Genomic DNA, 25,678 nt, shown 5'->3' with positions numbered 1-25,678 from the left:
CCCGCGCGGTGTCGCGGCCGCGTCACCGCAGGTGGGCGTGCACATACTGTCGGTCATGCGGGATGGTTATCTCTCCGGTCACGGGGCGTTGCCCGATCTGACCGACGAGCGCATCGACCAGGTCCTGGCGCTGCTGGAAGGCCCCTCCGTCCCTGAACGGCCGGGTCCGGCCGCGGCGCCGAGTCCGCCGCCCGAGGGGGCAGACACGGAGTGACGTGGGTGCGGGCGGGCACGAGCGCGCTGGTGCTGGGGTCGGGCGCGTTCGTCCTCGGCCTCTGCGTCTTCGTGCTGCTCAACTACCCGCTGCGGGAGTCCGAGAACGGCGCCTCGGTCGACGCGAGTTCCCTCGTGGTGTTCCCGCTGCTGCTGTCGGCCGGGTGCTTCACCGGCCTGCTGCTGGTGTGGGCCGGGCTGCGCGGCGCGCGGTCGGCGGGAGACCCGGCGCGGTGGCGGCGGCGTCAGCGCGGTTCGCTGGCGGCCTGCCTGGTGGGCGCGCTCGCCGCGGTCTTCGTCGTCTTCGCCGCCGACAGCCCCTGGGCCGGACTCTCGCAGGACGCGCGGATCGTCGGGCTCCAGCTGCTGGTGTTCGCCGGCCTCCTGGCCTTCATGATCATGGTGCTGCTGTCGGCCGAGGGAGGCGGGCGCTGACCGGAAGCTGGTCGTAGCGCAGCACCGGCCCGTCGGCGCAGACCCGGACCGGGCCCGCCGCGGCCTCCACCCGGCAGCCGCCGCACCTGCCGCTGCCGCAGCTCAGGAGTTCGTGCGCGGCGATCTGGATGCGCTCGGCGGGCGTCCCCTGGGCGTGCAGCGCGACGGCGGTCGCGGTGGCCTCGGCGAGCGGCCCGGCCAGCAGCGCGACGGTCGCGGCGGGGTCGAACCGCAGCGCGGGCGCGTCCGGCCCGCCCGGCGTGAGCCGTCCCGAGGGAGCCGTCGCGGTAGGCGCGGCCGTGCCGGTCGCCGACCAGACGGCGCCCGCGGCCCACACCCGCAGCTCCCGGTACCGCGCCGACTCGGCGAGGACGCGCTCGACGACGGGGCGCAGCAGTCCGAGTCCGCGCTCCCAGCCGACGACGAGCAGGTCGAGCCCCGTGGCGGCCTCCAGGTTCCAGCCGAGCCCGCGCGGCCCGGACAGGCCCACCACCTCGCCGATCCGGCAGGTGCGCGGTCCGCACGGCAGCCGCAGCGCCCGCACCTCGACCAGGGAACTCTCGGCGGTCGTGCCGTCGGAGTGCAGCCGCCGGGCGGACACGTCGGCGGCGGGCAGCCGCTGCCCCGTGGCGGTGTGCAGCACCCAGAAGCGGCCCGCGGCCGACGGGACGGGCACTCGCGCGTCCGTCCCGTCCGCCCCTTCCGGGCCGTCGGACCCCTCGGGGGCGAGGACGAGTGTCAGCTCGCCCGGCGCCTCGGCGTACCGGTCCACGATCCGGTACCTCCGCGGCGCCGTGCTGCGCGTCCGATACCTCCCGGCCAAGGGCCCGCCTCCTCGGCTCCGATCCATCGCGTCAAGCTTCCTGCGGGGGTCGGTACCCACTCCAGGGCCGAAGGTCCCGCCGATGGCCGGATCCGTCCTCGGCCGTGGGGACGTGCGCCCCTGACGGGAAGGGGCCGCCCCTGGTGGGCTGGAGGCAAGACACGAGAATTCCGGGAGGCCGGTCATGGGCGTGGACACGAAGCTGCTGGCGGGGCACGAGTTCTTCCGCGGGATGCAGGGAGGCCAGCTCAGCGTGCTGGCCACGACGGCGACCCCCGTCACCATCCCCGAGGGGCGGCGGATCTTCCGCGAGGGCGGCAACGCTGATCGGTTCTGGGCGGTGCTGTCCGGACAAGTCCGATTGGACCTGCTCACCCCGGGTAAGGGGCACATAGCCGTGGAGTTCTACGGGCGCGGCTCCATCCTGGGATGGTCGTGGCTCTTCCCGCCCCGGACCTGGCGGTTCGGTGCGGTGGCCACGATGCCGGTGACCGCCCTGGAGTTCGACGCGGCGCTCGTCCGCACGCACTGCGCCGCCAATCCGGGCCTGGGCACCGAGCTGAACGGGAGGTTCACCCAGGTGATCCTCGGAAGGCTCCAGTCGACGCGGCTGCGGCTCATCGACGCCGCGGCCCACTACGAGGAGGCCGTATAGGCGCGGCCGTGCAGGCGTGGGCAAGGCGTCGGCGCGAAAGCGCGGGCGCGGGCAAGGTGCGTTGCGACGAATCGGGGGCGATATGCGCGCATTGAAGCTGACGGCGTGGAAGACCGAGCCGGAACTCGTGGAGGTGCCGGACCCGGTGCCGGGTCCCGGCGAGGTGGTGGTCCGGATCGGCGGGTCTGGAGCGTGCCACTCCGACCTGCACCTGATGCACGACTTCGAACCGGGCGCCCTGCCGTGGAACCCGCCGTTCACCCTCGGCCACGAGAACGCCGGATGGGTGCACGCGCTCGGCCAGGGCGTCCGCGGCCTGGAGGAGGGACAGCCCGTCGCGGTCTACGGGCCCTGGGGCTGCGGCACCTGCGAGCACTGCGCGCTCGGTATCGAGACCTACTGCGAGAAGCCCGCCGAGGCGCCCGTGCCCGGCGGAGGCGGCGGCCTCGGCCTCGACGGCGGCATGGCCGACTACCTGCTCGTCCCGTCGCAGCGGCTCGTCCTGCCGCTGCCCGAGGGGCTCGACCCCGTCGTGGCCGCGCCGCTCACCGACGCGGGCCTCACCCCGTACCACGCGATCCGCAGGTCCTGGCCGAAGCTGACGCCCACCGCGACGGCCGTCGTCATCGGCGTCGGCGGCCTCGGCCACATGGCCGTCCAGATCCTCAAGGCCACCACGTCCGCCCGGGTCATCGCCGTCGACACCCGCCCGGAGGCGCTGAAACTCGCCGAGTCCTTCGGCGCCGACCTGGCGCTGATCTCCGGCAAGGACACCGCCGCCGAGATCCGCAAGGCGACCCCGAACGGGCGCGGCGCCGACGCCGTCTTCGACTTCGTCGGGGCCGACGCGACCCTCGCCATCGCGGGCGCCGCCGCCCGGATGCTCGGCGACGTCACCGTCGTCGGCATCGCCGGAGGCAGCCTGCCCGTCACGTTCAACTCGCCGGCCTACGAGGTGTCGGTGCAGTCCACCTACTGGGGCAGCCGGCCCGAACTCGCCGAGGTTCTCGACCTCGCCGCGCGCGGGCTGCTCGTCCCGGAGGTCACGACCTTCCCACTGGAAGAAGCGGTGACCGCCTACCGCAGGCTCGCCGCAGGCGAGCTGACGGGCCGGGCCGTCATCGTCCCCACCGGTCTCCAAGGAAAGGGAGCCTGATCCACATGACCGAGTCCCTCGGTGTCCTCGTCGGCTATGACGGTTCGGAGGGAGGTGAGCGCGCCCTCGCCTGGGCGGCCGAGGAGGCCGCGGCGCGGCGGCTGCCGCTGACGATCTGCCATGTCTGGCAGGTCGTCTACCCGGGCTTCGTCATGATGCCGGTGGACGCCCTGGAGAAGTCCGCGACCGAACTCGTCGAGGCCGCCGCGGACAAGGCGCGCTCGACCCATCCCGGCCTGACCGTCACGACCCGGACGATCAGCGGTTCTCCGGCGTTCAACCTCGTCGACCAGGCCCGCGACGCCGCGCTGACGGTCGTCGGCAGCGTCGGGATGGGCGCGTTCCGGCGCGCCCTCATCGGCACCGTCGGCAGCCAGGTCGCCGCGCACGGCAGCGGCGTCATCACGGTCGTGCGGGGTGAGGACAACCCGGCGGGCCCCGTCGTCGTCGGCCTCGACGGCTCCCCGCTCTCGGCCGCCGTGCTGCGGGCCGCGCTGGAGGAGGCCAAGGCCAGGACGGCCAGGGTCGTCGCGCTGTGCGTCTACCCCGAGAGCGCGGAGGTCAAGGACGCCCCGTTCGTCGAGGAGGACCGGCTGCGGGACATCGCGCGGGAGCGGTTCGAGGCCGCCGTGCGCGCCGGCGCCGAGGACTTCCCCGGCGTGGAGGTGCAGCCCAGGTTCGTCGACGGGGACCCCGTCACCGAGCTGATCACCGCGAGCGAGGGGGCGAGGGTCCTCGTCGTCGGCGCGCGCCGGGGCGGGTCGCTGCGCAAGCGGCTGCTCGGCTCCTCCAGCGAAGGAGCGGTCCATCACGCGCTGAGCCCGGTGACGGTCGTGCACCCGCCTGAGGCGTGAAGACCGTGGGGCGCCCGCCGCGCGGGCGCCCCGGCCGGTCACGGGCGGTCGGCCGACAGCAGGGTCTCGGCGGCCAGCCTGATGGCGTCGGCCCGGACCTCGGGCGGCGCCTGCTCGAACGCCTCGGCGACCGCGATCAACGACTCGGTGATCCGCGCGGTGCGCGCCTCCAGATCACCGATGAGGACTTCGAGCTGTGACGTGTTCACCGGGGGTAGCGACCCGCTGGTGACCTCACTGGACATTTCTCTCCTCGCCTCGGTTCCCGGAACCAGTCTCGTCCCGGGGCGGCCCGGGCCTTTAGGGGCGAAGGTCCCCTCACCAGAAGTCCTTCGCAGCGGGGGCGAGAGCCGAGACCCGAACCCGGGTGAGACCGGTCGAGCACGGAGGGTGACACTGGAGTCATGGAACCGAACACCGGACCGGTCGCGGTGGCGACCGACGGGTCCCCGGCCGCGGGCACCGCGGTCAGGTGGGCCGCACAGGAGGCGGCCCGGCGGCGGCTGCCCCTGCACATCGTGCACGTCCGTGAGCCGCAGCCCAGGTTCGGCGAGGCGATACCGGAGGGGGAGTCCGGCGCCGACGAACGCGCCAGGGTGATCCTGGCCGCCGCCCGCGCCTCGGTCACCGGCCTGTTCCCCGGCGTCCCCGCGACCACCGAGGAGCTGCGCGGGCACGCCGCGCCCGTCCTCATCGACCTGTCGGCCCGCAGTTCCCTGCTCGTCGTCGGGCACCGCGGCACCGGCAGGTTCGCCGGGCTGCTGCTCGGCTCGACCGGCCTGCGCGTCGCCGGCCGGACCGTCTGCCCCGCCGTGGTCGTGCGCGGCGACGTCTCGGGCACCCGGGGCGCCGTCGTCGCGGGCCTCGACCTGGAGCGCGACAACAGCGGCGTCCTCGAACTCGCCTTCACCGAGGCGCGGGCGCGCGGGGCCGTCCTGCGGGCCGTGCACTCCTGGGACACGCCGGACCTCACGGTCCTCAGCGCGGGGCCCCTGGAGCGCATCGAGGCGCTGGTGGAGCCCTGGGCCGAGCGGTTCCCCGACGTCAAATGCACCGGGGACATGCCGTTCGAGCACCCCGTCGCCGCGCTCACCGGCGAGTCGCGCAACGCCGACCTGCTCGTCGTCGGGTCGCGCGGGCTCGGCGGCTTCAAGGGCGCGGTGCTCGGCTCGGTGTCGCACGGCGTCCTGCACCACGCCGACTGCCCGGTCGCCGTCGTCACATCCCGAGGAGAGCCATGAGCGAGATCGTCGTCGGCTACGACGGATCGGAGAGCAGCGAGCGCGCCATCCGCTGGGCGGCGCGCGCGGCGGCCCTGCGCGGCACCGACCTCGTGGTCTGCCACGCCTGGCACTGGGCCTACGCCGACCCGATGCACGCCGCCTCCTATGAGACGGTCCGGCGGTTCGCCGACCTGGAGCTCGGCAAGGGCGTCCTCATCGCCGAGACCACTTCGCCGCGGGTGAAGGTGCGCAAGGCCCTGCTGCGCGGCCCCGCGGCCGCCACGCTGCTGCACGAGGCCACCGACGCGGCGATGCTCGTGGTCGGCGCGCGCGGCGCGGGCGGCTTCCCCGACCTGGCGTCGGGCTCGGTCGCCCGGCAGGTCGCCGGGTACGCCCTGTGCCCCGTCGTGGTCGTCCGCGAACCCGCCGCCGACGGGCCCGTGGTCGTCGGCGTCGACCTGTCCCGGGCGGGCGGTGCCGCGCTCGCCCTGGCCTTCGAGGAGTCCGCGCTGCGGCGGCGCGAGCTCATCGCGGTGCACGCCGCGGAGCCGCCCGCCGACGGCGACCTCGAGGAGTTCCGCAGGGAGGCGGGCGCCCGGCTCCAGCGGGAGATCAGCGCGTGGCGCACCAAGCACCCGACCGCCGACGTCACCGTGCGGCTGGTGCACGCGCCGCCGCGCGAGGTGCTGCTGGAGGCCGCGCAGGGCGCTTCGCTGCTCATCGTCGGCGACCGCGGCGACACCGCGCACCCGAACATGCGGCTCGGCGCGGTGAGCGGCGCGGTGCTCGACCTCGCCCCGTGCAACGTCGCCGTCACCCGGCCCTACCGCGATGAGTGAGCGCAAGCCCGTCGTCGCCGGGGTCGACGGTTCGGAGCCCGCCTACGCCGCGGTGGAGTGGGCCGCGGCGGAGGCGGCCCGCAGGCACCTGCCTCTGCGGCTGGTCTACGCGGTCCCTTCCCGGCTGCTGGAGCACAGTTCGGCGCCCGGCGCCGAGGCGGTCCGGCAGGACCTGCGCGACGGCTGCCTCCAGGCGCTGCGGCGCGGCGCCGACCGGGCGACGGCGACGGACAGGACCGTCCGGGTCGAGAGCGAGCTGATCCCGGGCGGGGCCGCCGCCGCGCTCGTCGGCGAGGGGGAGCGGGCCGCGCTGCTCGTCGTCGGGGGACGCGGCCACGGGGAGCTCACCGGGCTGCTCCTCGGCTCGGTCACCGGCCAGGTCGCCGCGCACGCGCCCTGCCCCGTCGCGGTCGTCCGGCACGTCGAGCCGCCGACGCACAACGAGGTCGTCGTCGGCGTCGACACCGCCGAGAGCGCGCAGCCCGCCCTGGAGTTCGCCTTCGCCGAGGCGGCCGCGCGCGGGGCCCGGCTGCGGGCCGTGCACGCCTGGACCCATCCGGCGGGCACCGGGCACGGCGAGATGCAGCCCGTCGTGTTCGATCCGGAACTCGTCGCCGAGGAGGAGGGGCTCGTCCTCGCCGAGGCGCTCGCGGGCTGGCGGGCCCGCCACCCGGACGTCGAGGTGATCCCCGAGGTCGTGCGCGGCAGGGCGGTCCGCGCCCTGGCCGGGGCGTCGGCCTCGGCGGACGTGCTCGTGGTCGGCAGCCGGGGCAGGGGAGGGTTCCCCGGGCTCGTCCTCGGCTCGGTGGGGCGGGCGATGCTGCACCACGCGCACTGCCCCGTCATCGTCGCGCACAGCCCGCACGGCGCCCCCTGGACGCCCGGGTGAGGCCGCCTCAGGCCGCGGCGGCGCGGAGCCGTCGGCCCGAGAGGTACCGGCCCGTGATCCGGAGGTAGTGGTCGCGCCTGCCGCCCGCCCAGACCCGCAGCGGCAGCGCGTCGAGCCGCGCCAGCTCCGCCGGGTCGGTGACCGTGCGGGACTCGCCCAGCACGGTCACCGTCCACCCGGCGTGCGTCACCGGATCGAACGCCCCGGCCTCGAACGCGACGACAGCCCGGCGCATCGCGATCGCCAGCTTCGAGCCGTGCCCGGTGCGCAGCACCACATCGGTCCCGTCCATCACGAAGTTGACGGGCTGGATCGCCGGCAGCGCCCGGTCGGTGAAGGCCACCCGGCCGACCGGCACCGTGGCCAGCAGGGCCAGGCACTCGTCCGGCGCCAGGATCTCCGGTGCGCGTCGCTCTCCCGTCATGGCGCCCATCCTCCCGGCCGGGGCACCGCGACGTCAGGGGCGAAGGTCCCGGACGCGGCGGCCCGACAGGATCTCCGGCACGATCCGGATGTACTCCTCGCCCGGACCGTCCGTCCAGGAGCGCAGGCCCAGCCTCCGCAGCGCGGCGACGGCCGCGGGGGAGTCCTCCCGGCGGGCCCGGCCGACGACCACGACCGACCACCCCGTCCGGCTGGGCTCGTCGTAGTCGTCGATCTCGAACGCCACCACGGCGTCCTGCGCGGCGGCGGCGACCTTCGACCCGCCGGGCACCCGGATCACCACGTCGTCGCCGTCGAGGGCGTAGGAGACGGGCTGGATGCGCGGCAGCGCCTGGTGGGTGAAGACGATGCGGCCGATCGGGACGCTCTTCAGCAGGACTCGGCAGGTCGCCTCGTCGAGGGTCTCCAGGGGGGCCGGATCAGCGTGCATGGCCGCATCCTCGCGAGGTTCGCGCGGCGAGCCCAGGGGCGAAGGTCCCCGCATCGGGCTCAGCCCTCGCGGTGCTCGTGCCCGGCGTCGGCCTTGAGCCGGGCCGCGAACGCCGCGGCCTGGGTGCGGCGGCGCATGTCGAGCTTGGCGAAGAGGTTCGAGACGTAGTTCTTGACGGTCTTCTCGGCGAGGAACATCCGCTCGCCGATCTGCCGGTTCGTCAGCCCCTCGCCGATCAGCTCCAGGATCTGCCGCTCCTGCGCCGACAGCGCGGCGAGCGGGTCCTTGCGGGTCTCCCGCTCGCGCAGCCGCTGGAGCATCTGGCCGGTCGAGCGCGGGTCGAGCAGCGACTGGCCGGACGCGACGGTGCGGACCGCGCCGACGAGGTCGGAGCCGTGGATCTGCTTGAGGACGTACCCGGACGCGCCGGCCATCACCGCGTCGAACAGGGCGTCCTCGTCGGAGAAGGAGGTGAGCATCAGGCAGTTGACGTCCGGGTGCGCGGCCCGGATCTCCCGGCACACCGCGACGCCGTCGCCGTCGGGCAGCCGCACGTCGAGGACGGCCACGTGGGGCGCGGCGGCGGGGATGCGGGCGAGCGCCTGCGCGGCGGAGGCGGCCTCACCGACGATCTCGATGTCGCCCTCGGCCTCCAGCAGCGCCGCGACCCCCTTGCGGACGACCTCGTGATCGTCCAGCAGGAAGACGCGGATCGGCTGATCCCCGGGGTGGTCGGTGCTCATCTGGTCCTCCCGGAGCGGCGCGGCGGTGCCTTACGAAAGTATCCGGGGCGGGCGGCCCCGGCCAAGTCGCGAATGGCAGGTTCACCCGGGACGAAGGTCCCGGTCAGGTGCGGTTCGTCCTGCCGTGTCGAGGATGTGACCTGTCGGCACCCCGCTTACGGTGGACGCCATGACTCCGGCAGGATAGGCAGTCGACCAAGGGAAAACGCCAAGGGGAGGCACGCGGTGGGAACGGAACCCAGGCCCGGGGCGGACCGGGCCCGGCTGATCCTGCCCCAGCTCCAGCTGGACGACCTGCTGACCGAGCTCCAGGCCCGGCTGGAGACCGTCCGGTCCACGCGGGACCGGGTCCACTCGCTGCTGGAGGCGGTCGTCTCCATCGGCAGCGACCTGGACCTGGAGACGGTGCTGCGCCGGATCACCGAGGCCGCGGCCACCCTCGTGGACGCCAGGTACGGCGCACTCGGCGTGATCAGCAGCGACGGCGAGCACCTCGTGCAGTTCGTCACGATCGGCGTCGGCGACCCGGAGATAGCCGCGATCGGGCACTGGCCGCACGGGCACGGCATCCTCGGCCTGCTGATCAAGGAGCCGGTGCCGCTGCGGATGCACGACATCGCGGCGCACCCCGAGTCCGTCGGGTTCCCCGCGGGGCATCCGCCGATGCACAGGTTCCTCGGCGTGCCGATCCGGGTCCGCGACGAGGTGTTCGGCAACCTCTACCTGACCGAGAAGAACGGCGGCGGCGACTTCGACGAGGAGGACGAGGTCGTCGTCTCGGCGCTGGCGACCGCGGCCGGCGTCGCGATCGAGAACGCCCGCCTGTACGAGGAGACCCGGCGCCGCGAGCGCTGGCAGCAGGCGCTGACGGAGATCTCCACGGCGCTGCTGTCGGGCACCGCGCCCGAGGAGGTCGTCGGGCTGGTCGCCGACCGGGCCAGGGAGATCTGCGAGGCCGACCTCGCCCTGGTCGCCACCGCCGACGAGGTCGCCGGGGAGTTCCTGGTGGAGGCCGCCGCGGGGCAGGGCGCCGACCTCGTCGCCGACCTGCGGATGCCGTTCGACGAGGCCTTCGGCGCCGTCGTCTACGACACCGGCGAGTCCCGGCTGATGGGCGACGCGAGACCCGCCGCCGACCTCGCGCGGATCTCCCCGGACGTCGCGATCGGCCCCGCCCTCCAGGTTCCGCTGGGCAGCGGCGGCTCGGCCCGCGGCGTCCTGTCGGTGATCAACGCGCCGGGCGGCCAGCAGTTCGGCGAGCTGACCCAGCGGCTGCTCGAGGCGTTCGCCGCGCAGGCCGCGGTCGCGCTGGAGCTGGCCGCGCGCCGCCGCGACCTGGAGCGGCTGTCCCTGCTGGAGGACCGCGACAGGATCGCCAAGGACCTGCACGACACCGTCATCCAGCGGCTGTTCGCCACGGCCATGACCCTGATGAGCGCGGTCAAGCTCGCCGACAAGCCCGACGTGCAGCGCCGCATCCAGCGCTCGGTCGACGACCTCGACGAGACGATCCGGCAGATCCGCTCGACGATCTTCGCGCTCCAGGTCGAACCGGACGCCGAGAGCCTGCGCAGCCGGGTGCACACCGTCGTCGACAACGCCGCGGTGCTGCTGGGCTTCGCGCCCTCGATCCGGCTCGACGGCCTCCTCGACACCTCGGTGGAGCCCGAGACCGGCGAGCAGCTCCTCGCGGTCGTCACCGAGGCGCTGTCGAACGTGGTGCGGCACTCCGGCGCCCAGCGCGTCGACGTGGTCCTCGACGTCCGCGACGACCTCATCCTGCGGGTGGAGGACGACGGGTCGGGCATTCCGGAGGGGGGCCGCCGCAGCGGGCTGCGGAACATGGCGGAGCGGGCCGAGGCGCTCGGCGGGACCATGGAGATGCGGCCGCGCGACGGCGGCGGGACCGTCGTGTTCTGGCGGGTCCCCCTGCACTGACGACCCGGCTCCGCCGGGGAGCCCGACACCGGGCCGGTTCAACGAAGGGGCACGGGTCGGCCCGGAGACGGCAGGGCCCGGCCAAGGTCGGCGCGCCGCCCCGTCGCGGCCTTGCCGGGCCACCGCGGTCCGGCGCACGATCGGGTTATGAGCGAGGAGCCGACCGGGTCGGTCATCGTGGCGACGGACGGATCACCGGCGGCGGCCGTCGCGGTCCGCTGGGCCGCCGACGAGGCCGTGCTGTCCCGCCGCCCGCTGCGCGTCGTCCATGTGCAGCCGTCGGCGACGTTCGGGCTGCCCGACGTCCCGCCGCCGCAGGCCGAGGAGGCCCGCTCGGTGGAGGCCCGCCGCATCCTGGACGAGGCGGTGGCGCAGCTCTCGACGCACTCGGGCCTGGAGGTCACCACCGACAACATCCTCGGCGAGGTCCCGAGGGTGCTCCGCGAGCTGGCGAACCCCGGTGACCTGCTCGTGCTGGGCCGGCGGGGCCGGGGGAGGTTCGCCGAACTCCTGCTCGGCTCGACCAGCCTCAAGGTCGCGGGGACCGCCAAGGGACCCGTCGTGATCGTGCACGGCGACGGGCACGGGCCGCGCGGCGAGATCGTCGCCGCCGTCGCGTTCGACATCGACCAGACCGCCGCGCTGGGGTTCGCGTTCGCCGAGGCCCGGCGGCGCGGCGCGGTCCTGCGCGCGGTGCACGCCTGGGACACCGGAGAGATCTTCTCCCCCTACGCCGAGACCGCGCCCGTCGTCGTCGACCCGGCGAACACCCTGTCGGAGCTGATGGAGCCCTGGCGGGAGGCCAACCCGGACGTGAAGGTCGCCGAGGAGGTCGTCGGCGACCACCCGGCCGCCGCCCTCAGCAAGGCCTCGGAGCGCGCCGACCTGCTCGTCCTCGGCACCCACCACCGCGGCGCCCTCGGCCAGTTCGTCTTCGGCTCGGTCGGCCACGCGGTCCTCCACCACGCCCACTGCCCGGTCGCCATCATCCCCTGACCTCCGCCGCGGCTCGGCGGCGGTGATCGGTGCTTCCGCTCGTGAGCCCGCTCGGCGGCCTCAACCGAGGCGGAGGAGCCGTTCGGCCAGGCGGGCGCGCATGAGTTCCACGGCGCCGTGCGGGCTGGCCGCCTGGGCGTGGGCGCGGACGCGGCGGCCGCGCAGCCGGACGCTCACGCGGGCGCGGGCAGGCCGGGGGAGTCCCCGGTCGGGCAGCACCGACAGCCGGACCGTGGCGTCCAGGACGGGTTCGCCGAGCCCGTCGAGCAGTTCGGCGACCCGCGCCTCGGCGTGCGCGGCCATCGCGGGGGTGATGCGGTTCCCGGGATGGACGGTGACGGGGCCCATGATCCTCCTTCGCTCGGACGGATCTCAGCCTCCCGGGCGGCGCCATGGGCGGGCCAGGGTCGTAAGACGCGGGGGAGGGGGACCTAAGACCTTCGGGCCCCCGGCGCGCACGGGTTCCGAGCTGCGCAAATGAATAAGCGGCGCAGGGAGGATACGGGGGCAACCCTCCCTGCGCCGCACATCGGTGTTCCGACGGGGGCCCGGAACACCGGCAAGGGACGCCCCGACGGGGGACCGGAGCGTCGAGTACAAATCGTACACCGAAACCCCCCGGGTTGAGTCAAGAGATTGTCACGGAGACATTTCTTCGTCATACCCGGAATCTGCGTCATCTCCCGACTCGAGCATCCGGCGCGTGCTCACTCCGTCCTCTAGAGTGACGGCCTTCTCGGGGGTCCGGCCGCCGTTGGCCCAGATGACGCTGACATACGGCAGCACGATCGCGCCGACCAGGAGCAGGGCGCCGATCACCCAGTGGACGTGGTGCCAGAGCAGGACCGCGAGCACGAAGCACACCGTGCGTACGGCCATGGAGATCAAATAGCGCTTCTCACGGCCCGCCACGTCCTCCGACAGGGGACGGGGGGCTTCGGTGACGGTGTAGACCGGTGCCTTCCGGCGGGAGCGAAGCCTCACCCCTCCACGTTATGCCCGGTACAAACGAGACGCCATTCGCGGTGCCGTTTCGCCGTGGAGGGTGCGCAAGGCCCCATCGGGGAAAAGCTCAGGGATAGCCGAAAATGGGGGGTAATCGTCATGTCCGACCGTACCTACCGCGTCACAGAGATCGTCGGCACGTCTTCCGAGAGCGTCGAGTCGGCCATCCGCAACGGGGTCCGCCGCGCCTCCTCCACCCTGCGCCACCTGGACTGGTTCGAGGTGCTGAACGTGCGCGGTCACCTGGAAGAAGGCGAAGTCGCCCACTTCCAGGTGACCATGAAGGTCGGCTTCCGTCTGGAGGACCCGGACGAGACCCCCTGACCGCCTCCGGCCGCACGGCCCGGGACGGCCGACCGCGCTCGGCGGCCCCGGCGCCGGGCGGCTCAGGAGGCCTTGCTGACCGTCGACATGTTGTAGTCGGCGACGCGCAGCGGCGGCATCGAGGCACGGGTGAAGTAGTCCGACCACTCGCGCGGCAGGGTCGGGACGGCCGCGCCGGTCTCGGTGACCCGGGACAGGAGGCCGACAGGGCTCTCGTTGAACCTGAAGTTGTTGACCTCGCCGACGACCTCGCCGTTCTCCACCAGGTAGACGCCGTCGCGGGTGAGGCCGGTGAGCAGCAGGTTCTGCGGGTCGACCTCGCGGATGTACCAGAGGCAGGTGAGCAGCAGCCCGCGCTCGGTCCGGGCGACCATGTCCTCCAACGACGCCCCGCCGGGCGCGCCCTCCATGAGGAGGTTGTCGATCTCCGGGGTGACGGGCGCGCCGGTGAGGCCCGCCGAGTACCGGGTGGAGATCAGCGAGGAGACCTTCCCGTCCCTGACCCAGTCGGTCGAGCCGAGCTCCAGGCCGTTGTCGAACACCGAGGAGTTCGAGCCCGACGCCAGGGCCGTCACGAACGGGGTGCACTCCAGGCCGGGCGCCGCCGGGTCGCTGTAGAGGCGGAGCGGGAGCTTCGACAGCTCGGTCCCGACGGGGTGGGAGCTGAAGACCGTCCGGCCGTCGTGGGCGTCGCGGGCCCCGGCCGTCCAGTACAGGTAGATCATCAGGTCGGCGACCGAGCTCGGCGGCAGCAGGGTCTCGTACCGTCCCGCGGGCAGGTCGATGCGGCGCTCGCCCCAGGAGAGCCGGCGGCCGAGTTCGAGGCCGAGGCCCGGGACGTCGAGGTCGGTGAAGTCGCGGGTGCCCGCGCCCACCCACGCCGAGCTCCCGGCGTTCTTGGCGTTCAGCTCCAGCTTGCCCGTCGGCTGGTCGTGCCGCATCCGCAGGCCCGCGGACGAGCCGAGGAACACCGACGACATCTCGTGGTGGGCGAACCCGTACAGGCGGTTCCCCGCCTCCTCGGCCTTGGCGAACTGCTCGCCGAGCGCCGGGGCGAAATCGGAGAAGACCGAGATGTCGGTGATCACGGGTTCGGCGTCCCAGTCGCCGTGCGTCCCGGTGCGGAGCGGCGCGGCGTCCTCGGCGGGCTCCCCGGCCCGCGCGATCTCCTCGGCGTCCTTGACGATCCGGGCGATGTCGTCGGGTCCGGCACCCGCCCGGGACACCACGCCGACGGCGCCGTCCTGGATCGCGATGACGGTGAGGCGGCGCGACCTGCCGACCCCGTTGGTGGTGAGGGTGTTGCCCGCCCAGCGCAGGTTCGCGTCGCTGGACTCCTCGGCGACGACGACGCAGTCGGTGGTGGTGGACAGGGCGAGGGCCCGCTCCACGGCTTCCTGGGGCCTCACTTGCCCGCCTCCTTCAGCGCGTTGAGGATGTTGACGCCGCGGAACAGCGCGGACGGGCAGCCGTGGCTGACCGGCGCGACCTGGCCCGGCTGGCCCTTCCCGCAGTTGAACGCCCCGCCGAGCACGTAGGTCTGCTCGCCGCCGACGGCCTCCATGGAGTTCCAGAAGTCCGTGGTGGTCGCCTGGTAGGCCACGTCCCGGACCTGCCCGGCCAGCTTCCCGTTCTTGATCTTGAAGAACCGCTGCCCGGTGAACTGGAAGTTGTACCGCTGCATGTCGATCGACCAGGACTTGTCGCCCAGGATGTAGATCCCGTCCTCGACCCGGGAGATCAGCTCGTCCGTCGAGGGCGCGCCGGGGGAGGCGTCGGCGGCCAGCGACACGTTCGCCATCCGCTGGATCGGGGTGTTGCCGGGGGAGTCGGCGAACGCGCAGCCGTTGCTGCGCTCCTGCCCGGTGAGGCGGGCGATCCGCCGGTCGGTCTGGTAGCCGGTGAACACGCCGCCGGTGATGATGTCCCAGCGCTGGGTGGCCACGCCCTCGTCGTCATAGCCGATGGTGGACAGGCCGTGCTCGGCCGTCCGGTCGCCGGTGACGTTCAGGACGGGCGAGCCGTACTGGAGGTCGCCCAGCAGATCGGGCGTCGCGAAGGACGTCCCGGCGTAGGCGGCCTCATAGCCCAGCGCGCGGTCGAGCTCGGTGGCGTGGCCGATCGACTCGTGGATCGTCAGCCACAGGTTCGACGGGTCCACGACCACGTCGTAGGTCCCGGCGTCGACGGTCGGGGCGGCGAGCTTCTCGGCGAGCAGCTCGGGGATCCGGGCCAGCTCGGCACCGAAGTCCCAGCCGGTGCCCGTCAGGTACTCGTACCCCCGGCCGACGGGCGGGGCCAGCGTCCGCATGGTGTCGAACGCCCCGTCGACGATCTTCACCGCGGTGAGCTGCGGATGGACCCGCACCCGCTGCTGGGTGGTGACCGTGCCGTCCAGGGAGGCGAAGAACTTGTTCTCCTTCACCTGGAGCAGGGAGGCGTCCACATGGTCCACCCCCGCCTCCAGCAGCCCCCGCGACCAGCCGCCGAGCAGCTCGGCCTTCTCGCTCGACGGGACGGTGAACGGGTCGACCTCGTAGGCCGACACCCACACCTTCTCGCCGTGCGCGGGTTCGGCGGCGAGCTCCACGGGCTCCCGGTTGATCGCCCGCGCCACCTGGGCGACCGCGACGGCCTGCTCGGCGACGGCCACGGCGGCCTCCGGAGTCAGGTCGATACCCGAGGCGAAACCCCAGGTCCCGTCCTTGACGACCCGGACCGACAGGCCGATGTCGTCGGCGTCCAGGGCCGTCTCCAGGACGGCGTCCTTCAACCTGAGGGTCTGGCTGCGGATGCGCTCCAGCCGGAAATCGGCGTGCGAGGCCCCGAGCTCTCTGGCCCGGGTCAGCGCGGCGTCGGCCAGGCGCCGCAGCGGAATGGCGGTGAAAGCCGGATCGATTTCATGCACCCTTCGAACTTATCGATCACCGGCGTGAGCGGCACACGGTTACCCGTTGCGGGCAGGGGACAAACGCGGAGGCCGGATCTTGTCGGCCTCCGCACCTGGCACGGGCGGCGCGGGCCGGTAATTTGGGCCGCGCATGTGACCCTCGCTCGCTACCCAACTGGAGGTTCCGCGCATGACGCGCTCAGTCCTGGTCACCGGCGGCAACCGCGGCATCGGGCTCGCGATCGCCCGGGAGTTGCAGGCCGCGGGCGACGCGGTGGCCGTCACCTACCGGTCGGGCCAGCCCCCGGAGGGCCTGTTCGGCGTGAAGTGCGACGTGACGAGCTGGGAAGACGTCGACGCGGCCTTCGCCAAGATCGAGGCCGAACAGGGCCCCGTCGAGGTCGTCGTCGCCAACGCGGGCGTCACCAAGGACACCCTCGTCGCCCTCATGAGCGAGGACGCCTTCACCTCGGTGATCGACACCAACCTCACCGGCTCGTTCCGCGTCGCCAAGCGCGCGGTCAAGGGCATGATGAAGATGCGCAAGGGCCGCATCATCTTCATCTCCTCCGTCGTGGGCCTCGCGGGCTCCGGCGGCCAGGTCAACTACGCGGCGTCCAAGTCCGGCATGGTCGGCATGGCCCGCTCGATGGCCCGCGAGCTCGGCTCGCGCAACATCACCGCGAACGTGGTGGCGCCGGGCTTCGTGAACACCGACATGACCGCGGAGCTCCCCGAGAAGCTCCAAGAGACGATCAAGCAGAACATCCCGCTGAAGCGGCAGGCCGAGCCCGAGGAGATCGCCGCGGTCGTGCGGTTCCTCGCCAGCGACGCGGCCTCCTACATCACCGGGGCCGTCATTCCGGTGGACGGCGGACTGGGAATGGGGCACTGAGACCATGGGCATCCTCGACGGCAAGAACATCCTGGTGACGGGCGTCCTCACCGACGCCTCGATCGGCTTCCACGTCGCGCGGATCGCGCAGGAGGAGGGCGCCAACGTCATCCTCACCGCGTTCCCCCGGCCGACGCTCACCGCGCGCATCGCCAAGAAGCTCCCCTCCGGCCCGGACAACCCGCCGCCGGTCATCGAGCTCGACGTCACCAACACCGAGCACCTCGACTCGCTCGTCGCCAACCTCGAGGCGTACGGCTGGGACCGCATCGACGGCGTCGTCCACTCGATCGGCTTCGCCCCGCAGGACGCGCTCGGCGGCAACTTCCTCAACACCAAGTGGGAGGACGTCGCCACCGCCGTCCAGATCTCCACCTTCTCCTACAAGGCCCTGGCGATGGCCTGCCTGCCCCTGATGAAGGGCGGCGGCTCCGTCGTCGGCCTCACCTTCGACGCGCAGGCCGCCTGGCCCGTCTACGACTGGATGGGCGTCGCCAAGGCCGGCCTGGAGTCCGCCAACCGCTACCTCGCCCGCTACCTCGGCAAGGACGGCATCCGCTTCAACCTCGTGGCCGCCGGCCCCATCAAGACGATGGCCGCCAAGTCCATCCCCGGCTTCGAGGGCATCACCGACGGCTGGTCCAAGTCCGCCCCCCTCGGCTGGGACATCACCGACGTGGTCCCCACCGCCAAGGCCACCTGCGCCCTCCTGTCCGACTGGTTCCCGGCCACCACCGCCGAGATCGTCCACGTCGACGGCGGCGTCCACGCCATGGGCGGCCAGTTCGACTAGGTCCCACGGTGAAGGCCCGGCCGTCCGGCCGGGCCTTCACCGTTCTCGGGTTTCGTCGCGCTCGGGTTCCCGCGGGTTCGGGTCCTCGGGCCTTCCCGGGTTCCGGACCTCCCAGGTTTCCCGCGACGGCGGGATCGACATATTGTCCGATCCCGCCCGCCTCGACCTGCCCGGCATCCCGACGTGACGACCACGCTCCCGGGAGCTCCCGGGTTTCGCGCCGTTCGGGCGGATCTCAGGGAGGTGGAGGGGCCGCGGCCCCGGGCGCTCCGACGCCCGGGGCGGCCGGGGTCAGCGGCGGGGGTGGCGGAGGCGTCTGCCGAGGATGCTGAACTGGGCCATGAGGGCTGCCGTCGCGGCGGCGGTGGCGGCGGCGGTCCAGAGGGCTCGGGACGGGTCGCCTGCGGGGGAGATGACCGCCACGGGGGCCACGAGGTGGGTTTCGGGGAGGGCCAGGGCCTGGGGGGCCTCGGCGACCTGGGGCTCGGGGAGGGCGTCCGAGGCCGTTTCCGGTAGCGGCTCGGGGTCTCCCTGGGGGACGGGGGCCCGGTAGGTGGAGACGGGGGCCGGGGCGGGGGCGGCGGGAGCCGCCGGGGGCTTGGTGGACTTGGGCTTGGTGGGCTTGGGCTTGTCGTCCTCGCCCTTGGTCGGCTTGGGGTCCCTCGGTTTGGTCTCCTCGTCCTTGCCCTGGGCCTTGTCGAGTTCGTTCTTGATGTTCTCGACGTTGTTGTTCCACTGGCAGGTGATGTTCTCGATGGTCGTCTGGGGATCGACGCCCTTGACGCACTCGTCCTCGGCGGCCGCGGCGGGTACGGCCGAGAGGACGAGCAGGGCACCTGTCGACACCAGGACGCTCGCCGTGCCGAGACGGCGGGGGGGACGACGTCCGGGGTGCATGCTCCTCCTCGGGAGTGCGGGGTGGGAGAAAACCGATCGCTCCGGACTTATTACAACGGATCGACGGCATCCAAGTCACGCCCGCGCAACGAGAGAAACGAATCTCGTTCTAGGTGAGGAGTCCGACGAGCCGCGTTCGGCGCGGCTGCGGCGTCCGGTCGGCGGCGGCCCGGGTGAGCGCGGGGCCCGCCGCGGTCACCAAGGACAGGTGGGTGCGCGCCCGGGTCACCGCGGTCAGCAGCAGCGCCCCGGAGAGGTCGGCGGGCCCGGGGAACACCGCGACGACGGCGGGCCACCGGATGCCCACGGCCTGCTGGACGGGGATCGCCCAGCCGTGCCGGAGCCGGGCGGCCTGCGCGAGCGGCACCTGGACCGTCCCGTCGGGGAACGCCACGGCGAGCCCGTCCGGACCCGCCTCGGTGACCGTGCCCGTCTCGCCCGCCGCGGCGTCGCCGAACGGCACGGCGACGACCACGCGGTCTCCGGCGTCGAACCCGCCGAACGCGCCCGGCCCGGGGTTCACCACGGCCTTCAGCGCGGCGTTGAACGCGGCGGTCCCGGCGAGTCCGGGGGTGAGCACCTGCACGTCGCCGGTGGCGATGCCCAGCGCGCGCGGGATCGAGTCGGTGAGGAGCTGCCCGGCCCGGTGCGCGGCCTCGCGCCCGTCGGCGACGGGCACCACGACGACCTCGCGGCCCGGCGCCGTCACGACGGGAAGGGTCCCGCCGCGCACGCCCTCGGCCAGTTCGGCGAGCGGCCCGTCCGCGGCCGGCACCGAGGTCACCGGGACGGCCTCGGTGGCGACGAGGTCGGCGAGCACCCGGCCGGGCCGCAGCGACGCGAGCCCCGCGGGGTCGCCGCACAGCACCAGGTGGACCCCGTCCGGGCACGCCTCGACGAGCGCGGCGGCGAGTTCCACGTCGAGCGCCTCGGCCCCCACGACGACGACCAGGGCGGCCTCCAGCGGCCACTCCTCACCGCGCGCGTACCCGATCCCGGCGTGGCCCTCCCGGGCCTCCAGGAGCCGGTGCAGGCTCACCGTGCCCGGGAACTCGGCGGCCGCCGTCGCGGTGACCGCGGCGACCGCCAGCGGCAGCCCCGTGGCCTCGAGTTCCGCGAGCACCCCGCCCACCGGACCCGTCACGACGCAGACCCCGTGGAACAGCGCCTGCACCGCCGCCTCGCCCTCCGGCGCCGTCCCGTCGTCCGGGACGTCCAGCGGGGGAGCGGTCGCGGCGAGCCGCTGCACGCCCTCGGCGAAGGTCTCCTCCGCGAGCCCGTACCGGGCGAGCGCCAGCCACTCCTCGGGGTCGGGGAAGTCCTCGGCGTCCTCGGGGAGATCGGCCTCCGACGGCTCCTCGAGGAACAGCATGACGCGCGCCTCGTCCAGCGCCGCGTTCACCGCGGCGTACGGGTCGGTGACGCGCAGCGCCGTCAGTTCCCGCACGACCGCGGCGCCCGGCAGCGCGGTGTCTCCGCGCCGCGCGGCCTCGGCGAGCAGATGCGCGACCAGCGCGCGGCCGCGCCGTGGGTCCTGCGGGTCGGCGCCGGGCAGCACCGTGAGCGCGAACCTGTCGGCCTGCGCGGGGGCCACCCCGGGCAGCCGCAGCAGCTCCCACGGGTCACCGCGCAGCAGCGCCGCGGCGTCCGGGCCGAGGTGGGCCGCGGCACGCGGCGCCAGCGCCTCGGGCACGCCGAGGGAGACGAGGTCGGAGACCGCCGGGGCGGTCGAGGAAGAGTCAGAGGACATCGGATACGTCGTCCAGTGCGTCGCGGATCTCATCGGGCAGGGTGAGCTCGTCGGCGGCCAGCGCCGCCTTGAGCTGGGTGGTCGTGCGGGCGCCGACCAGCGGCGCGGCCACGCCGGGTTGGTCGCGGACCCAGGCCAGCGCCACCGCCAGCGCGGTGGTGCCGAGGCCCTCGGCCGCCGTCGCCACCGACTCGACGATCCGGGCGCTCTGCTCGCCGAGATACGGTGCCACGAAGTGCTCGAGCCGGTCGCGCGCCGCGCGGGAGTCGATCGGGATGGAGTTCCGGTACTTGCCGGTGAGCACGCCGCGGCCGAGCGGCGACCAGGCCAGCACCGAGCAGCCCGAGGACAGCGCCGCGGGCAGCACCTCGCGCTCGGGGTCGCGCTGGAGCAGCGAGTACTCCACCTGGTTCGCCACGATCGGGCAGCGGCCCGGCCAGGCCCGCTGCCAGGTCGCGGCGGTCGCGAGCTGCCAGCCGCCGTAGTTGGAGACGCCGACGTACCGGGTCCGGCCCGAGGCGATCGCCTCGTCCAGCGCGGCGAGGGTCTCCTCGTACGGGGTCGCCGGGTCGTAGGCGTTCACCTGCCACAGGTCGACGTGGTCGACGCCGAGCCGGTCCAGCGACCGGTCGAGCGCGCCGAGCAGGTGCCGCCGGGAGGAGTCGTAGCCGTGCGGGGTGAGCCCGGCCTTGGTGGCCAGGACGAGTTCGTCGCGGTCCACCACGGTGCCGAGCAGGCTGCCGAGGATCTGCTCGCCCAGCCCGTCGCAGTAGACGTCGGCGGTGTCGACGAGGGTGCCGCCGGCCGCCACGAAGGCGGTGAGCTGGCGCGCGGCCTCGGCGGGGTCGGTGCCCTCGCCCCAGGTCATGGTGCCCAGCCCGAGCCGGGACACCATGAGCCCGCTGCGGCCGAGCTGACGATGCTCCATGAGTCCTCAAGGCTATAGCGTCCGGTGGGCCCGGGGTGCCCGGGCCGGAACGCCGCGGGGGTGCGTCCGTTCTTGTCCGGTCTCTGTCGGTATCGCCCGTCACAGGCTACTGTTCGCCTGTGGTTGATCACACGGCCGGGCCGCAGAGCGATCCGGGGTTCGCCGCCTCGCTGCGCACCCCGACGGTGCTCGGGAACCTCCGCAGGTCCTTCCTCATGCTCAGCGTGATGCCCGTCGTGGTGTTCGCGCTGTCACCGTTCATCGTCCGGATCGAGACGCACATCCTCGACACGCCGCCGCTGTGGTCGGCCGCCGCGGTTCCGCTGCTGGCGCTCGCGGTGCTGTGGCTCGCGCCGCGCCTTCCGCTGCCGCTCCCGCCGCGGGGCACCGACCTGCTCGTCGCCCCCGGGAAGACGGACGCCGCGGGCAACGCCGACGAACGGGCCGCACGACGCGTGTCCGACGCGTTCCGCGGCGCCCTGTTCCTGCGCTTCGCGCTCACCGAGGGCGTGGTCCTCGCCGGGCTGCCGCTCGCGATGGCGTCGGACTCCCTGCTCCCGATGGCCCTCGCGTTCGGGTTCGGGTATCCGCTGGTGCTGACGCTCGCGCTGCCGACCCGCGGCACGATCGAGCGGATCCGCCGCCGCCTCGGCCCGGAGGCCGACGGACGGCTATGGGCCGCTCTCCTGGACCCCTACCAGCCCCGGCTGAGCGTCGAATGACCGGCGCGTACGTGGTGAGCGGGGCCGCCTCGGGGATCGGCGCGGCCACGGCGGCGCTCCTGCGCGGGCTCGGCCATGAGGTCGTCACCGTGGACCTGCGCGACGCCGACGTCGTCGCCGACCTCGCGACCCCCGAAGGCAGGGCGGCGGCCGTCGCGGGCGTCCGCGCGCGCGTCCCGGCGGTCCGCGGCCTGGTGCCGTGCGCGGGCGTCGCCGGGCTGACCGGGACGGATCCGGCGCTGCTCGTGTCGGTGAACTACTTCGGCGCGCTCGCCCTCGTCGAGGGGCTGCGGCCCGAACTCGCAGCGGCCGATGGCGCCGCGGTGGTGCTGCTGTCGTCGAACTCGGTCACCTGCCAGCCGGGCTGGCCCGCCGCGGTCGCCGACGTCTGCCTCGCCGGGGACGAGCAGGCCGCCAGGGCGCTCGCCGCCGAGGGCGAGGCCGTGCAGGCGTACCCGGCCACGAAGGCGGCCCTGGCGTACTGGCTGCGCCGCGAGGCGATCACCGAGCGCTGGATCGGCGCGGGCATCCGGATGAACGCGGTCGCGCCCGGCCTCATCGCCACCGCGATGACCGAGGCGCTGCGCCGCGACCCCGTCCTCGGGGTCTTCGCCGACGCCTACCCGACCGCCCTGGACCGGCCCGGCAGGCCCGAGGAGATCGCCGCGCTCATCGCGTTCCTGCTGTCGGACGCCGCGTCCCTGCTCGTCGGCTCCGTGGTGTTCGCCGACGGCGGCACCGACGCGATCCTGCACCCGCGCAGGCCCGCCCCGATGTAGCGCGCTAAAGCCAGCCGCTGCGCTTGAACCTGCGGTACAGCAGCAGGCACGCGCAGACCATCACCGCGACGGACAGCGGATACCCGATCGGCCACTTCAGCTCGGGCATGTGCTCGAAGTTCATCCCGTAGACGCCCGCGATCATCGTCGGCAGCGCGAGGATCGCGGCCCACGCGGAGATCTTGCGGACGTCCTCGTTCTGCTGCCTGCCCAGCAGCGCCAGATGGGCGGTGAGGACGCTGGTGATCAGCTCGTTGTGCGCGTCGACCTGCTGGTCCACCCGCAGCAGATGGTCCTGCACGTTGCGGAACCGGTCGGCGAGCGCGGCGCACAGCCGGACGCGGCCCTTGACCAGCTCGGTCATGACGGGCAGGAGCGGGTCCTCGGCGGTCCGGAACTCCAGCGTCTCGCGCTTGACGGTGTAGATGTCCTCGGTGTGGTCGCCGCCGCGCTTGGTGAACACGCGCCGCTCCAGGTCCATGATGTCGGACTCGAGCTCGTGCGTGACCACGTCGTAGGTGTCGACCACCTCGTCCAGCACCGTGTACAGGACCGCCCCCGGGCCTTCGCCGAGGAGCTTGGGGTCGTCCTCCAGCCGGGCGCGGGCCGATTTGAGCGGGTTGGCCGGACCATGCCGGACGGTGATCACGAAGTCGGGGCCGACGAACAGCATGATCTCCCCGAGGGTCACCTCGGTGGGCCGCGTGTACGACACCGTCTTGATCACCACGAAGAACGCGTCGCCGTACTGCTCGATCTTGGGGCGCTGGTGGCCCTTGGTGGCGTCCTCGATGGCCAGGGGGTGCAGCCGGAGCTCCCGCGCGACCTCGTCGAACTCCTCGGGGCGCGGCTCGTGGAGGCCGATCCACAGGAACGCCGCCGGGTCGTCCCGGACCGACGCGACGGCGTCGGCGACCCCGCCGCCGACGTTCTCCCGGAACCCGTCCCGGTATATAGCGCAATCCACGATCACGGGCCAAGTATCCGGCACATCCCGACCTGTGCACAGGGTCTACGCCGTGACGGACACCGCATCGTCACCTGGGGGAGCGGTCGCGCCCCGATCGTGATCGGTGCGGGAGGCGGACCGGGCCGGGCCGCATAAGGTGATCCCTGTGCCGACAGTTCTTCTTATCCGTCATGGTTTGACCGCGCAGACGGGGCCGGTCCTCACGGGCTGGACGCCGGGCGTCCCCCTGGACGCCCGGGGGCAGGGCCAGGCCGAGCGCACGGCGGCCAGGCTCGCCCCGCTGCCGCTCGACGCGGTCGTGTCCTCCCCGCTCCAGCGCTGCGAGGAGACGGCCCGAGCGGTGCTGAAGGGCCGCACCCTCGGCCTGGAGACCGACGAGCGCTTCGGTGAGGTCCACTACGGCGACTGGACCGGCGGCAAGCTGGCCGAGCTCGCCGAAGATCCGCTGTGGAAGGTCGTCCAGGCCCACCCGAGCGCGGTGACCTTCCCGGGCGGGGAGTCGCTGGCCGCCGCCCAGCTCCGGGCCGTCCAGGCGATCCGCGAGTGGAACGCCCGCCTCGGCCCCGACGCCGTCTACGCGGTCTGCTCCCACGGCGACATCATCAAGGCCGTCGCCGCCGACGCCCTCGGCCTGCACCTCGACCAGTTCCAGCGGATCCAGGTCGATCCCGCCTCGGTCACGGTGATCCGCTACACCGAGCTGCGCCCGTTCCTCGTGCGCCTCAACGACACCGGGGGAGGGGTGGAGGGCCTGGTCCCGCCCAACCCGGGGAGCGGTGACGCGCCCGTCGGCGGCGGCGCGTAGGGTCTGAACCATGCCGGTCATCTCCTATGACATGCCGGACCGGTTCGTCGCCGGTACCATCGGCCAGCCCGGTCAGCGGGCGTTCTTTCTCCAGGCCCGCGAAGGCGCCAGGGTGACCAGCGTCGCCCTGGAGAAGTTTCAGGTCGGGCTGCTCGCCGAACGCCTGGAAGAGCTGCTGGACGAGGTGCTGCGCCTGTCCGGAGGCAGCGCCCACGTCCCCGCGATGACCCCCGAGGGCCTGCACGACGACTCCCCGCTGGACCAGCCGGTGGAGGAGGAGTTCCAGGTCGGCTCCCTGTCGCTCGCCTGGGACCCCGAGACCGAGCGGATCATCGTCGAGGCGGCCGAGGCCGCCGACGCCGAGGCGGGCGAACCCGACCCGGAGGGCTCCACCCTGCGGGTGTCGATCACCGCGGCGCACGCCCGCGCCTTCGCCGAGCGGGCGCTGAAGCTCGTCGCGGCGGGCCGTCCCCCGTGCCCGCTGTGCGGCCTCCCGCTCGACGCCACAGGCCACGTCTGCCCCCGGCAGAACGGACATCTAAGGACGATATGACGCGGTCCCTTGCGGAGGACGCCGAAGCCGCGGAACGGCTGCTCACCAGTGGCACCATGACCGTCGAGGGGCGGATCGTCCAGGCCTCCAACGCGACGCTGCGCTGCGACATCGAGCTGGACGGCGTGCAGGCCAAGTGCGTGTACAAGCCGGTCGCCGGCGAACGCCCCCTGTGGGACTTCCCCGACGGCACCCTCGCCGGCCGGGAGGTCGCCTCCTACATCGTCTCCCAGGCGATGGGGATGCGGATCGTCCCCCCGACCGTGCACCGGGACGGCCCCTATGGCCCCGGCATGGTCCAGCTGTGGATCGAGCCCGATCCCGAGGTCGACCTCGTGGCCCTGTCGCGCGCCAACGACGCGGCGGTCCGCCGCGTCGCGGTGTTCGACGCCGTCGTCAACAACGCCGACCGCAAGATCGGCCACCTCCTGCCGGTGCCCGGCGGGCACGTGCACGGCTGCGACCACGGCGTCACCTTCTCCACCGACTACAAGCTCCGCACGGTCCTGTGGCAGTGGCGCGGCAAGCCCCTCAAGCCGCTCGCCCTCCAGGCCCTCGCCAAGATCCGCGCCGAGCTCGACGGGACCCTCGCCGAGCGGCTCACCGGGCACATCACCCCCGCCGAGGTGGAGGCCACCCGGCATCGTGTGGACCTCATGCTGAAGCACCGGGTCCACCCCTACCCCCCGGAGGACTGGCCCGCGGTCCCCTGGCCCCCGATGTGAGGTT

Annotated in this window: 31 protein-coding genes; 18 read left to right on the top strand and 13 right to left on the bottom strand. The window is 73.5% G+C overall.

What is annotated here, in order from left to right; genetic code table 11:
• Positions 1–55 precede the first annotated feature (55 nt).
• Entirely contained in the window at positions 56–214 is a 159-nt protein-coding gene (locus EDD29_RS45830; RefSeq protein WP_170201644.1) for a hypothetical protein, read from the top strand.
• Complete coding sequence (locus EDD29_RS30350; protein WP_148086144.1) at positions 211–648, top strand: hypothetical protein; 438 nt, start codon at positions 211–213, stop codon at positions 646–648. The genes EDD29_RS45830 and EDD29_RS30350 overlap by 4 nt, the downstream gene beginning before the upstream one ends.
• Here EDD29_RS30350 and EDD29_RS30345 read toward each other — a convergent pair.
• Positions 611–1,471: an iron-sulfur cluster-binding protein gene (locus EDD29_RS30345; protein WP_148086143.1), complete on the bottom strand. Its 861-nt coding sequence runs from the start codon at positions 1,469–1,471 to the stop codon at positions 611–613. The two genes, EDD29_RS30350 and EDD29_RS30345, sit on opposite strands and share 38 nt — an antisense overlap.
• A gap of 184 nt (positions 1,472–1,655) precedes the next feature.
• Here EDD29_RS30345 and EDD29_RS30340 point away from each other — a divergent pair, with 184 nt between their 5' ends.
• The 3 genes from EDD29_RS30340 to EDD29_RS30330 all read left to right on the top strand — a co-directional run bounded on the left by EDD29_RS30340 (position 1,656) and on the right by EDD29_RS30330 (position 4,136).
• Positions 1,656–2,126, top strand: a complete 471-nt coding sequence (locus EDD29_RS30340) for a cyclic nucleotide-binding domain-containing protein (protein ID WP_211360009.1) — start codon at positions 1,656–1,658, stop codon at positions 2,124–2,126.
• A gap of 82 nt (positions 2,127–2,208) precedes the next feature.
• A complete protein-coding gene (locus EDD29_RS30335; RefSeq protein ID WP_123667728.1) occupies positions 2,209–3,282 on the top strand; it encodes an NAD(P)-dependent alcohol dehydrogenase in 1,074 nt (357 codons plus the stop codon).
• 5 nt (positions 3,283–3,287) lie between these two features.
• Positions 3,288–4,136 (top strand): universal stress protein, encoded by an 849-nt coding sequence (locus EDD29_RS30330; protein WP_123667727.1) that lies wholly within the window; start codon positions 3,288–3,290, stop codon positions 4,134–4,136.
• A gap of 38 nt (positions 4,137–4,174) precedes the next feature.
• Here the strand turns inward: EDD29_RS30330 and EDD29_RS30325 are convergent, their stop codons facing one another.
• Positions 4,175–4,381 (bottom strand): hypothetical protein, encoded by a 207-nt coding sequence (locus EDD29_RS30325; RefSeq protein ID WP_123667726.1) that lies wholly within the window; start codon positions 4,379–4,381, stop codon positions 4,175–4,177.
• A gap of 159 nt (positions 4,382–4,540) precedes the next feature.
• Here EDD29_RS30325 and EDD29_RS30320 point away from each other — a divergent pair, with 159 nt between their 5' ends.
• The 3 genes from EDD29_RS30320 to EDD29_RS30310 are packed head-to-tail and all read left to right on the top strand — an operon-like array spanning position 4,541 to position 7,087.
• Positions 4,541–5,377 carry a universal stress protein gene (locus tag EDD29_RS30320; protein ID WP_123667725.1) on the top strand — a complete coding sequence of 279 codons (837 nt, stop codon included), beginning with the start codon at positions 4,541–4,543 and terminating at the stop codon, positions 5,375–5,377.
• On the top strand, positions 5,374–6,198 hold the full coding sequence (locus EDD29_RS30315) for a universal stress protein (RefSeq protein WP_123667724.1): 825 nt from the start codon (positions 5,374–5,376) through the stop codon (positions 6,196–6,198). Before EDD29_RS30320 ends, EDD29_RS30315 begins: the two co-directional genes overlap by 4 nt.
• Entirely contained in the window at positions 6,191–7,087 is an 897-nt protein-coding gene (locus EDD29_RS30310) for a universal stress protein (RefSeq protein ID WP_123667723.1), read from the top strand. The genes EDD29_RS30315 and EDD29_RS30310 overlap by 8 nt, the downstream gene beginning before the upstream one ends.
• A gap of 7 nt (positions 7,088–7,094) precedes the next feature.
• On the opposite strand, the gene EDD29_RS30305 is transcribed toward EDD29_RS30310, so the two are convergent.
• From EDD29_RS30305 to EDD29_RS30295, 3 genes are read right to left on the bottom strand one after another with little or no spacing between them, the layout of a single operon-like run.
• Positions 7,095–7,511, bottom strand: a complete 417-nt coding sequence (locus EDD29_RS30305) for a pyridoxamine 5'-phosphate oxidase family protein (RefSeq protein ID WP_123667722.1) — start codon at positions 7,509–7,511, stop codon at positions 7,095–7,097.
• Between the two features lie 33 nt (positions 7,512–7,544).
• Positions 7,545–7,961 carry a pyridoxamine 5'-phosphate oxidase family protein gene (locus tag EDD29_RS30300; RefSeq protein WP_123667721.1) on the bottom strand — a complete coding sequence of 139 codons (417 nt, stop codon included), beginning with the start codon at positions 7,959–7,961 and terminating at the stop codon, positions 7,545–7,547.
• 59 nt (positions 7,962–8,020) lie between these two features.
• On the bottom strand, positions 8,021–8,704 hold the full coding sequence (locus EDD29_RS30295) for a response regulator (RefSeq protein WP_123667720.1): 684 nt from the start codon (positions 8,702–8,704) through the stop codon (positions 8,021–8,023).
• A 225-nt stretch (positions 8,705–8,929) separates the two neighbouring features.
• On the opposite strand from EDD29_RS30295, the gene EDD29_RS30290 reads away from it, so the two are divergent.
• Together EDD29_RS30290 and EDD29_RS30285 are read left to right on the top strand one after the other, a co-directional pair.
• A complete protein-coding gene (locus tag EDD29_RS30290) occupies positions 8,930–10,642 on the top strand; it encodes a sensor histidine kinase (protein WP_246053082.1) in 1,713 nt (570 codons plus the stop codon).
• A gap of 147 nt (positions 10,643–10,789) precedes the next feature.
• Positions 10,790–11,638, top strand: coding sequence for a universal stress protein (locus EDD29_RS30285; protein WP_123667718.1), 849 nt, complete (start codon positions 10,790–10,792; stop codon positions 11,636–11,638).
• 60 nt (positions 11,639–11,698) lie between these two features.
• Here EDD29_RS30285 and EDD29_RS30280 read toward each other — a convergent pair whose 3' ends face one another.
• Positions 11,699–11,986, bottom strand: coding sequence for an HPF/RaiA family ribosome-associated protein (locus tag EDD29_RS30280; protein WP_123667717.1), 288 nt, complete (start codon positions 11,984–11,986; stop codon positions 11,699–11,701).
• Between the two features lie 291 nt (positions 11,987–12,277).
• The gene (locus EDD29_RS30275; RefSeq protein ID WP_123667716.1) at positions 12,278–12,622 is read right to left on the bottom strand and encodes a DUF3099 domain-containing protein; all 345 of its coding nucleotides are present in this window, start codon (positions 12,620–12,622) and stop codon (positions 12,278–12,280) included.
• A gap of 120 nt (positions 12,623–12,742) precedes the next feature.
• Here EDD29_RS30275 and EDD29_RS30270 point away from each other — a divergent pair, with 120 nt between their 5' ends.
• Positions 12,743–12,967 (top strand): dodecin, encoded by a 225-nt coding sequence (locus tag EDD29_RS30270; RefSeq protein WP_123667715.1) that lies wholly within the window; start codon positions 12,743–12,745, stop codon positions 12,965–12,967.
• 62 nt (positions 12,968–13,029) lie between these two features.
• Here EDD29_RS30270 and EDD29_RS30265 read toward each other — a convergent pair whose 3' ends face one another.
• Positions 13,030–14,376, bottom strand: coding sequence for a metallopeptidase TldD-related protein (locus EDD29_RS30265; protein WP_123667714.1), 1,347 nt, complete (start codon positions 14,374–14,376; stop codon positions 13,030–13,032).
• On the bottom strand, positions 14,373–15,875 hold the full coding sequence (locus EDD29_RS30260; protein ID WP_123667713.1) for a TldD/PmbA family protein: 1,503 nt from the start codon (positions 15,873–15,875) through the stop codon (positions 14,373–14,375). Before EDD29_RS30260 ends, EDD29_RS30265 begins: the two co-directional genes overlap by 4 nt.
• A 172-nt stretch (positions 15,876–16,047) precedes the next feature.
• On the opposite strand from EDD29_RS30260, the gene EDD29_RS30255 reads away from it, so the two are divergent.
• Positions 16,048–16,752 carry a beta-ketoacyl-ACP reductase gene (locus tag EDD29_RS30255; protein WP_123667712.1) on the top strand — a complete coding sequence of 235 codons (705 nt, stop codon included), beginning with the start codon at positions 16,048–16,050 and terminating at the stop codon, positions 16,750–16,752.
• A 4-nt stretch (positions 16,753–16,756) separates the two neighbouring features.
• Complete coding sequence (gene fabI / locus EDD29_RS30250; RefSeq protein WP_123667711.1) at positions 16,757–17,545, top strand: enoyl-ACP reductase FabI; 789 nt, start codon at positions 16,757–16,759, stop codon at positions 17,543–17,545.
• 291 nt (positions 17,546–17,836) lie between these two features.
• On the opposite strand, the gene EDD29_RS30245 is transcribed toward fabI, so the two are convergent.
• From EDD29_RS30245 to EDD29_RS30235, 3 genes are all read right to left on the bottom strand, one after another.
• Complete coding sequence (locus EDD29_RS30245) at positions 17,837–18,442, bottom strand: hypothetical protein (protein ID WP_148086142.1); 606 nt, start codon at positions 18,440–18,442, stop codon at positions 17,837–17,839.
• A 109-nt stretch (positions 18,443–18,551) separates the two neighbouring features.
• Positions 18,552–20,192: an ATP-dependent DNA helicase gene (locus EDD29_RS30240; RefSeq protein ID WP_123667709.1), complete on the bottom strand. Its 1,641-nt coding sequence runs from the start codon at positions 20,190–20,192 to the stop codon at positions 18,552–18,554.
• A complete protein-coding gene (locus EDD29_RS30235; RefSeq protein ID WP_123667708.1) occupies positions 20,182–21,120 on the bottom strand; it encodes an aldo/keto reductase in 939 nt (312 codons plus the stop codon). Before EDD29_RS30235 ends, EDD29_RS30240 begins: the two co-directional genes overlap by 11 nt.
• Before the next feature lie 119 nt (positions 21,121–21,239).
• Between EDD29_RS30235 and EDD29_RS45825 the strand changes: the two genes are divergently transcribed.
• Together EDD29_RS45825 and EDD29_RS30220 are read left to right on the top strand one after the other, a co-directional pair.
• On the top strand, positions 21,240–21,842 hold the full coding sequence (locus tag EDD29_RS45825) for a hypothetical protein (RefSeq protein ID WP_170201643.1): 603 nt from the start codon (positions 21,240–21,242) through the stop codon (positions 21,840–21,842).
• Positions 21,839–22,621: an SDR family oxidoreductase gene (locus EDD29_RS30220; protein ID WP_123667705.1), complete on the top strand. Its 783-nt coding sequence runs from the start codon at positions 21,839–21,841 to the stop codon at positions 22,619–22,621. Before EDD29_RS45825 ends, EDD29_RS30220 begins: the two co-directional genes overlap by 4 nt.
• Positions 22,622–22,625: 4 nt before the next feature.
• On the opposite strand, the gene EDD29_RS30215 is transcribed toward EDD29_RS30220, so the two are convergent.
• A complete protein-coding gene (locus EDD29_RS30215; RefSeq protein ID WP_123667704.1) occupies positions 22,626–23,594 on the bottom strand; it encodes a magnesium and cobalt transport protein CorA in 969 nt (322 codons plus the stop codon).
• A gap of 142 nt (positions 23,595–23,736) precedes the next feature.
• Here EDD29_RS30215 and EDD29_RS30210 point away from each other — a divergent pair, with 142 nt between their 5' ends.
• The 3 genes from EDD29_RS30210 to EDD29_RS30200 are packed head-to-tail and all read left to right on the top strand — an operon-like array spanning position 23,737 to position 25,674.
• Entirely contained in the window at positions 23,737–24,396 is a 660-nt protein-coding gene (locus tag EDD29_RS30210; RefSeq protein ID WP_123667703.1) for a histidine phosphatase family protein, read from the top strand.
• Positions 24,397–24,406: 10 nt separating this feature from the next.
• Complete coding sequence (locus tag EDD29_RS30205; protein ID WP_123667702.1) at positions 24,407–24,949, top strand: DUF3090 family protein; 543 nt, start codon at positions 24,407–24,409, stop codon at positions 24,947–24,949.
• Positions 24,946–25,674, top strand: a complete 729-nt coding sequence (locus EDD29_RS30200) for an SCO1664 family protein (RefSeq protein ID WP_123667701.1) — start codon at positions 24,946–24,948, stop codon at positions 25,672–25,674. Before EDD29_RS30205 ends, EDD29_RS30200 begins: the two co-directional genes overlap by 4 nt.
• The last annotated feature ends 4 nt before the right edge of the window (positions 25,675–25,678 follow it).

The sequence above is a fragment of the Actinocorallia herbida genome (assembly GCF_003751225.1).
Lineage (GTDB): Bacteria > Actinomycetota > Actinomycetes > Streptosporangiales > Streptosporangiaceae > Actinocorallia > Actinocorallia herbida.
This window is presented reverse-complemented; position numbering and strand designations above follow the sequence as displayed.